This window comes from Paenibacillus sp. J2TS4 (assembly GCF_018403245.1).
In the GTDB taxonomy this organism is placed as follows: Bacteria; Bacillota; Bacilli; order Paenibacillales; family NBRC-103111; genus Paenibacillus_L.
This window is the reverse complement of sequence record NZ_BOSH01000023.1, coordinates 46,597-54,621: the sequence shown is the minus strand read 5'-3', so window position 1 is coordinate 54,621 and position 8,025 is coordinate 46,597. Positions and strand designations below refer to the sequence as shown.

General features: G+C 47.0%; 8 protein-coding genes. 4 read left to right on the top strand and 4 right to left on the bottom strand.

Annotated features, from left to right (window positions below; genetic code table 11):
• Positions 1 to 325: 325 nt before the first annotated feature.
• Together KJS69_RS28110 and KJS69_RS28105 are read left to right on the top strand one after the other, a co-directional pair.
• A complete protein-coding gene (locus KJS69_RS28110; protein WP_213587378.1) occupies positions 326 to 958 on the top strand; it encodes a DnaJ family domain-containing protein in 633 nt (210 codons plus the stop codon).
• A gap of 346 nt (positions 959 to 1,304) precedes the next feature.
• Complete coding sequence (locus KJS69_RS28105; protein ID WP_213587376.1) at positions 1,305 to 1,880, top strand: histidine phosphatase family protein; 576 nt, start codon at positions 1,305 to 1,307, stop codon at positions 1,878 to 1,880.
• Here the strand turns inward: KJS69_RS28105 and KJS69_RS28100 are convergent.
• Positions 1,848 to 2,339, bottom strand: a complete 492-nt coding sequence (locus KJS69_RS28100) for an SRPBCC family protein (protein WP_213587374.1) — start codon at positions 2,337 to 2,339, stop codon at positions 1,848 to 1,850. The two genes, KJS69_RS28105 and KJS69_RS28100, sit on opposite strands and share 33 nt — an antisense overlap.
• Positions 2,340 to 3,017: 678 nt before the next feature.
• On the opposite strand from KJS69_RS28100, the gene KJS69_RS28095 reads away from it, so the two are divergent.
• Positions 3,018 to 3,770 (top strand): SDR family NAD(P)-dependent oxidoreductase, encoded by a 753-nt coding sequence (locus tag KJS69_RS28095; RefSeq protein ID WP_213587372.1) that lies wholly within the window; start codon positions 3,018 to 3,020, stop codon positions 3,768 to 3,770.
• Positions 3,771 to 3,939: 169 nt separating this feature from the next.
• The gene (locus tag KJS69_RS28090; RefSeq protein WP_213587370.1) at positions 3,940 to 5,400 is read left to right on the top strand and encodes a serine hydrolase domain-containing protein; all 1,461 of its coding nucleotides are present in this window, start codon (positions 3,940 to 3,942) and stop codon (positions 5,398 to 5,400) included.
• Between the two features lie 63 nt (positions 5,401 to 5,463).
• On the opposite strand, the gene KJS69_RS28085 is transcribed toward KJS69_RS28090, so the two are convergent.
• The 3 genes from KJS69_RS28085 to KJS69_RS28075 form a co-directional block, all read right to left on the bottom strand.
• A complete protein-coding gene (locus tag KJS69_RS28085) occupies positions 5,464 to 6,168 on the bottom strand; it encodes a class I SAM-dependent methyltransferase (RefSeq protein ID WP_213587368.1) in 705 nt (234 codons plus the stop codon).
• 484 nt (positions 6,169 to 6,652) lie between these two features.
• Entirely contained in the window at positions 6,653 to 7,321 is a 669-nt protein-coding gene (locus KJS69_RS28080; RefSeq protein WP_213587390.1) for a GNAT family N-acetyltransferase, read from the bottom strand.
• A gap of 28 nt (positions 7,322 to 7,349) precedes the next feature.
• Positions 7,350 to 8,024, bottom strand: a complete 675-nt coding sequence (locus KJS69_RS28075; RefSeq protein ID WP_213587366.1) for a GNAT family N-acetyltransferase — start codon at positions 8,022 to 8,024, stop codon at positions 7,350 to 7,352.
• Between the last annotated feature and the right edge of the window lies 1 nt (position 8,025).

The following is an 8,025-nucleotide window of genomic DNA, read 5'->3' as shown; positions in this document are numbered from 1 at the left end:
TCCCTTCTTAAAATGTTTGTGTGGTAACTTTCATTTTACAGGAAAAGACGGTTTTTTTGTGTACATTTTTAACATTCAACAAAAACGGGGCGTCCAGTCAGTTTTCACTGGCTTTCTGGACAGCCCCATGAAGTTCCGATTTTCCAAAAACCACCAAATGTTCATTGAATTTTCATAGTCTGCATGTGTGCGGTTTAGTGAATTAAGATAAATTCATAATTAGGAAGTGCAAAATTCCATGACAATCGCGGCTTATGCTTAGTCCCTAATCGCTCTCTGTATTTCCAGATGAATCAGACCAAACTAACCGTTGGTGGTGATAAGGATGTTTTCTTGGTTCAAGAAGAACAGAAAGTCAGGAACGAGTAGCGCCGAAAGTGCGGATTCTAACGTAAATGGGAAAACTGCAGACACAAGGGTGAATCCTGCGGCGGCGGCCGGGAATACGAGCATTCAAGAGCGGCCAGGCAAGACTGGCGACAATGTGGACATCGATACTGCCCCGGCCACGGCAAACTCGGAGAAGGAGAAGGACAACGTATCGGCTGCCGAGTCCGACAATGAGGAGAAGGCGGTCCGCTCAAGACAATTCTGGAATGCCGGTCTTTCCCAGAACGATTGGATCGGCGAGATTTATCGGGAACAGCTGAAGAAAGGCGCATTTGACAATCTTCCCGGCAAAGGCAAGCCCATTTCCATTCCAACAGGCGATCCTTTCAACCATGCACTCAAAAATGCCAACTACTTGCCCGGCTGGCTGGCACTTCAGCATGAAATCAGGGACCAGCTGCACCGTCTGCTCTCTTCCAATTCAGACAACGAAATAGGTGTGGAGCATGAACTCCAAGTCATTAACGAGAAGATAAAGAAATACAATACTATGGTTCCGAGTAACCTGTTACAAAAGCAGAAGATTACGCAGGACAATATCAAGCAGCAGTATGAGCTTTGGGTTTGAGTGATGATCAGCTTGATCCCGGAACCTATCTGATCATAATGGGGAGGGGCTGTTAGCCAAGAGGGGCTAAAAGCTGCTTTGGATGGCCTCTTTGGCCCTGAACAAATGCATCCGACATAGGGTCATATTCTACTGCCATCCCAAGCTGATCAGCGGTATATTTCAGTGCTAGGAATGCCTTGCTGGAGCCGGCTTTTATTTGAGCTGGCTTCAATCTCGTTGATTCCAGCAGGTGAAGCTGTCCTCACTTCCCTCTGTAGTCATCGGAACGCAATAGAAGCTTGGGACGGACTTCTTAATCAGGATGTGGTACGATGTTCCATATAAAGGGAAGGGTTGTGACAGGATGATCCGAATTGGACTGATAAGGCATGGGGAAACGGCATGGAATGCGGAAAGAAGGGCTCAAGGACAGAGCGATATCCCGCTAAATGAACTCGGAAGGCAACAGGCGCGGGCTCTGGCCGTTCGGTTGAGGAAGGAGCCGTGGGATTCCATTTATTCCAGTGATCTATCACGGGCCAAGGAAACGGCGGATATTGTGGCCGGATCGATGGGACTGAAAGTGCAAACCGATCCCCGTCTAAGAGAAATGCATAAGGGCGAAACCGAAGGCACTACGCTGGCCGAACGGATAAATAGATGGGGGGAGCAATGGGAAACATTGCCTCTCGGGATAGAAGAGGATCGGTCCATCATTGGCAGAGGAACTTCATTCCTGTCCGAAATAGTGGAGACTTCACAAGGAAAAAGCATTCTGGTGGTCAGCCATGGAGCATTAATCGGATTAACGGTTAGAAGTCTAGTTCCCCATTTAGATGTTGAAGCACATTTTCATAATACATCCATCACTATTATAAATTACAACGGTTCAGAGTGGGACTGTGAGCTATTCAATTGCGCCAGGCACATCGTTGGCTAGAGCCTCGACATATTTCGGATGCCACTTCTTCCATTCTTCTTCCCGAGAGTCTAAGGTTCGGCCATCGAGCAGGGCTTGGATAACATCCAAACAAACATGCCATCCAGCAAGATCCTTGGACGTATGCGGGGTGATCTTCTGGATTTTTTCTATAAAGATCAATAGGCAGCCTTCCGGGTCAGGGTGCAGCTCGAAACGAACCCTATCTTCGGCCCACGTGTATTCCAAGATGGAATTCATTTTAAGCTCGGTAATCGTCATTTCCTCATAAGTGCCGTCCTGCATGTCAAACTTAATCGTGCCTCCTTCACGGAGATCCTCCACTCGAAGCTCATCAAACCACTGGGCCAGTTTATCGTTCTCCGTCAGCCAGGCCCATACTTTATCCACGGGATGCTTCAATCGACGTTCAAAGCGAGCGATATTACCATCGGAAACTTTTTGAATTACAGCTGGCATCCGTTATCTCTCCTCATCAAAATGTAGTTTAGCTGCCACGCAAGCTCTTGCGCCTATTATCTCCACTTAATTCCAATCCGACTCCTCCATTATTATTGGCCTCAGTGCAGGTACGGCAAAAAAGAAAAAGCGTTCATTCGAAAATCGGTTCATGAAACTTGTTATTCATTTGTACGATTATTCATACAAAAACGGATCTTCGCGACATATACACAGCTGATTGTACCATATTTCGTACAAATACGATCCTTTCTCGGAACTTGCGTCCCCATTTGTGTGATTATTCATACAAAAGCGACCCCTTCGCGGCATACGCAAGTCTGACTGTATGATGTTTCGTACAAAACGCACTCGTTCGCATCCATCTATCGCGCATTTATATCTATTCGGCTTTGCAAGGGGCGGATACAAGCCGCGCAGATGCTTTTTCAACAGTCTGATTTACATTTAATTCACCTCAATGGGCGATAAGTTAGGACACATTACGACACATTAAAACGAAAATATTATTATTATCGATAACGATTTTAAAATTTGATTTAATTCTCCACATGCTTAACGCAATGAATCATTGTTTCCATTATTGGAAGAAAGATGAATGGCTGGACGGAGTTTCGGTTACCCTTAGGTTGATTAAGTATTATTAGGTCAATATCAATAGGTGCTGGAGGTCGAATCATGGCATTGTTAACTGATAAAGTAGCGATAGTAACGGGAGCGGGAAGCGGGATGGGGCGTGAAGAAGCGCTTCTGCTCGCCCGTGAAGGAGCTAAGGTTGTAGCGACCGATATTAACGAAGCAGCCGTGCAAGCGGTCGTGAAGGAGATCGGATCGGCCGGGGGGGAGGCTGCGTATTTCCTGCACAATGTCGCTTCGGAAGAGGATTGGGCCGAGGTGGTGGAGAACACGGTTCAGAAATACGGCCGGATAGATGTACTGGTCAATAACGCCGGCATTTCTCTGGCCACCGGCTTGCTCGAAACGACAATGGAGCAGTGGAATAAGGTCATCAATATCAATCTGACCAGCGTTTTCCTTGGAATGAAGCATGTCATTCCGACGATGCAAGCCCATTCAGGCGGATCGATTATTAATATTTCCTCAATCGCCGGCTTGACCGGCAGCAGCGGCGCCGGAGCCTATACCGCCTCCAAAGGCGGGGTACGGATGCTCTCCAAAGCGGCCGCGGTGGATTTCGGCAAAGACCATATTCGGGTCAACTCGATTCATCCCGGCTTTATCGAGACTCCCATGAGCTCCGAATTTGTTAATGATGAGCGCATGCTGCAGTGGTTCCTGTCCCAGACGGCCTTGCCGCGAGTCGGTCAAGCCTCTGAAGTGGCCACGGCCGTGCTGTTCCTGGCATCCGATTTATCTTCTTACATTACAGGCGTCGAGCTGCCGGTAGACGGCGGAGTTACGGCTAAATAAAATTAAATGATTGCGAAGGGCTGCAGCAGGCTGCCAAGAGTGGCCTGTTGCAGTCTTTTTTTGGGCTGCTAAACCGGCGGTACAAAGAAGGATAAAGCACTCGGGTTGTTGAACTCTTTCATAAAGATCATTGCCTGATGGGTGAATATAAGGAAGAGGTGTCTATCTAATGCTTGAAAAGAAACCGCTGCCGACCGCCATCCCAGAGAAAGTAGGAATTCCATCGTCCGCCATCCTTCAATTTCTTGACAGATTAGAGGACAAGCAATTATGTATGCACAGCTTTATCGTCCTGCGTTTTGGCAAAATAGCTGCGGAAGGGTATTGGAGTCCTTTTCATGCTCATAAGAAGCATCGGATGTACTCCTGCACCAAAAGCTTCGTTTCCGTAGCCATCGGCTTATTGGAAGAGGAGGGACTGCTTTCACTCGAGGATCAAGTGATTCGCTTTTTTCCAGAAAAGCTTCCAGAGGAAGGGGTTCATCCTTATATAACCCAAATGACGATTCGTGACCTGTTAATGATGGCTACTGCACATGAAAAAACAACCTACAAGCAAATTAAGGATGAGGACTGGGTGAGGACGTTCTTTCAGGCTGCTCCGTCGCATCTTCCCGGGACCGTGTTCTTTTACGAGACATCGGCAACCGTTACCCTTACCGCGATTGTAGAGAAATTAAGCGGAATGTCTTTGCTTGAATATATGCGTCCGCGCTTATTGGATCCTATCGGTTTCTCGGAGGATGCTTACTGTCTCCAAACGCCTCTAGGAGTTTCCCATGGGGGCTCGGCTCTGATCTGTACGTCTCGAGACCTTGCCAAGTTTGCACTGGTCTGCATGAATAAGGGCCGATTTAACGGGGAGCAATTGATTCCGGAGGAATATTTACAAGCAGCAACCTCCCGTCAGATCGATACAACGCATACACTGAACACTTTCTATGAGGCTCAGCAGGGATACGGGTACCAGTTCTGGAGGACAAGTCATGGAGGCTTCGCTCTTCGCGGAATGGGGGGGCAACTTGCCATATGTTTACCGGAGGATGATTTGCTGGTTGTGACAACGGCAGATCTTCAGCCCAATCCGGATGGACAACAGCTCGTATTTGATGCTCTGTGGGATACAATCTACAGTAGTCTTGCTGCTCATTCACTGCCCGATGATGAGGAAGCTTACAGCCAACTGCTGCATCGAACAAGCCGGCTTTCCATTATGCTTCCTGATGGGAGTTCGCGTTCATCTAAGATGGCCGAAATAAATGGGGGCGGTTACCGCCTTGCAGATAACCCCATGGGAATCTCTCATATCCATTTTGAGTTTAATGGCGATGAGGGGGTTCTATATTTCCAAAATAATAGGGGGACCCACAGACTGGACTTTGGTTTGGGGAAGACCGTTTCGCAGAAGTTTCCTCTATACGGTTATGACAGCCTGTCTGCAGCGGCCTGGGTAGATTCCAACTCCTTGCTGATCTATTCCTACATCATAGATGACTATTACGGCACAGTGAGGACGAAAGTCCATTTCGGTGCAGATACCGTTACAATCGTTATGCGAAAATATGCGGAAGGCTTCTTGGATGAATATTCCGGCATTGCTAGCGGAGACAGAATTTCAGAAGCCGGCTAGAGGAGACTGAACCTATCTATAGAAAATAAGCCGAGCTCGGTATGAGTTCGGCTATTGTTATTTTCAATATTTCTTTCGAAATAAAGCCGTCCACAGAAAGGATTCACCGAACAGTGAGCTTGGTTGTTCGATTTTTCGCATTCTTCTAAACTCAACAGGCTGATAATCTTGAAAAATCTCCTTCAGTTTTTGTTCAGAATATCCTAGGCCTCCTTTAAGGCTGCGTTGGTTATACACTTCCCAATCTGTCATTTCAGCGCCCATCTCTCCAAGCGCAAAACAAACTAAACCAAAGTGCCCACCCGGTTTCAAGCCTTTGTTTATCATATCCAGGTAGCTAATTCGTCGGTGGGGAAGAATATGATGAAAACAGCCACAATCATAAATAAAATCATATGTTTCTGATTCAAAGCTTACATCAAACATATTTTTACAAAGGAAGTTAACTTGTACATTATTTGATTTGGCTCGATCCTTTCCCCAGTCGATAGCTTCTTGGGATAAATCTATGGCATCGACCTGACATCCTTGCTTAGTCATATAGATTGCATTCCGGCCAGCCCCGCATCCGAGCTCTAGAATCTTACCTGGCTTTACAAGCTTATTTTGAAAGTATTGAACGAGATTTTCATCGGGAGAGTTAACGAAAAAGGGGATCTGTTTATTTCGGTCGGTGTAGAATTTATCCCACCAATTCTTTTCCTCCCTAAAATACGAGTCAAGCATTTTCAAAACATCTTCTACATTATGAATGCTTTCTTTGGCCATTTGGTATTGAACCTCCTAAGAGTGTTGATTAAGTGCGGAAAAGGCGAAAGCTAGGACGCTAGCGAATAAATGTAATGGTCATGAATGACCATTATCCGAGAAATTTAACAATTTCTTGATTCTAACGGTAATGGATGTCCATTGTTCGAGAAAACTTCCTCATTTCGCATCATTTTCGCCGCTTACGGTCATGAATGTCCATTACATTCTCGAAAAGCCCTTATAGGGCGGGTAACGGACATCGATGTCCGTTATCATTCGACGTAGTCACCTCCTGTCTATTGTACATTTTGCAGTAATATTATGAGGTAAAGCAGTTATGATAAAATGAATTATCATAATACGTAATAACATAATTATTATAATGGATAAAAATGTATATGTAAACAACGAATGTTTTATCGGAATAAAAAGAAAAAAGGCCATCCATAAGTGGATAGCCACATGCCACATACATCTATCATTTTCCAGTCTGCGGTTTACCCTAAAAAGGCAGCAAAGCGACCGTTTCCTTCGCCCGGAGGTCTTCGATCATGTCCAGCCACGCTTTGGGCTTATTGGACAGAACGGTGTAATAGCGGGTCAGAAATTTCACGATCAGGTCTGCCGGCAGTTCATTCTGGTCCGCCATAGGCAGGAAGCACAGGTCCAGCCCGGTCACTGCTTCACCATCATTGTTCCAAGACGGATGAACATAGGGGAAGTCCAGACGTTGATAGCCCAAGTGAGACAGAACCTCGCGCCGAACATACGGGTCCATAGGCTTAATGCCGCCGAATTCATAATGTTCTACACGGTAAGGGTCGTAAATTTCGGCGAACATCCCGGATAGCTGCTGCTCATTATGCGCAGCCAAAGAATGCAAATCCTCCATTCTCTTCCGGGCCAGGAAAGGGCCAATTCCCAGTCCCGCCGCCCCGATAATCGTAAAATCGGTCATGGCGACATTGAAATCCTCGTAATAGCGATATTCGGTAGCGCCCACGACCTTGCCCTCGTGAACGGCAACAAAGACGCGGATTCCGGGGTCCTCCAGAGGCTCTTTCCACAAGTCGAACTCGAGCACTTCCTCGGGCGGAAACACGTTCTGCATCAATTGATGCATCTGGCGGAACAAAGGATCTTCAATGTGGGTAATTCTGCGGTATTCCATTCCATAGGCCATCTTGTTCTTCTCCTCATCATGGTTTTGTAATATAAAAAGGATTTCTCCACTCCATCAAGGCTCCATAGTTGCAGGATTCTTCATCCTCCAAATAATTCGCCACTACAGAGACGGGAGTACGGCCGCATCGCAGCAGGAATGAAATCACGGGGTCTTTCCAATCCCCTCGGACGACCGCCTGCAAATACTGCTCCGCCGTCCATTCGTTTGCTTTCTTATGATAGCCCGGCATTCTTCCTCCGCCGACGAGCCTTTCCAGGCCCTGATGAACGACGACTTCATACATGGACTGCATCAGCCATTTTCCCAAGCCAAGCTGGCGATAGGAGGGCCGGACGCTGATATCGACCACATAAAGGGTGTTCCCTTGCGGATTATGATTGCGGATATAGCCGTTGTCGGTCATCTCCGCCCAGGTATGGTCCGCGGAATGGCCGTCATCCTCCACAAGCAGACCGGTCATCGAGCCCGCGATTTCGCCATCGACTTCAATGCACAGAGCCCCTTCCGGAAATAAGGTGACATGATTATGCAATTGCCCGGTATTCCACCACAATTCCGATGGGAAGGGCGGGGGAAAGGTTTCTTGCTGAATACGTATCAACCCGGAAAAGTCCTCCTCACCGTAGCTTCGGATAACAACCGGGACCGGCCGGTTCTCATTATAAACATACATTTCCTTGTAATACATT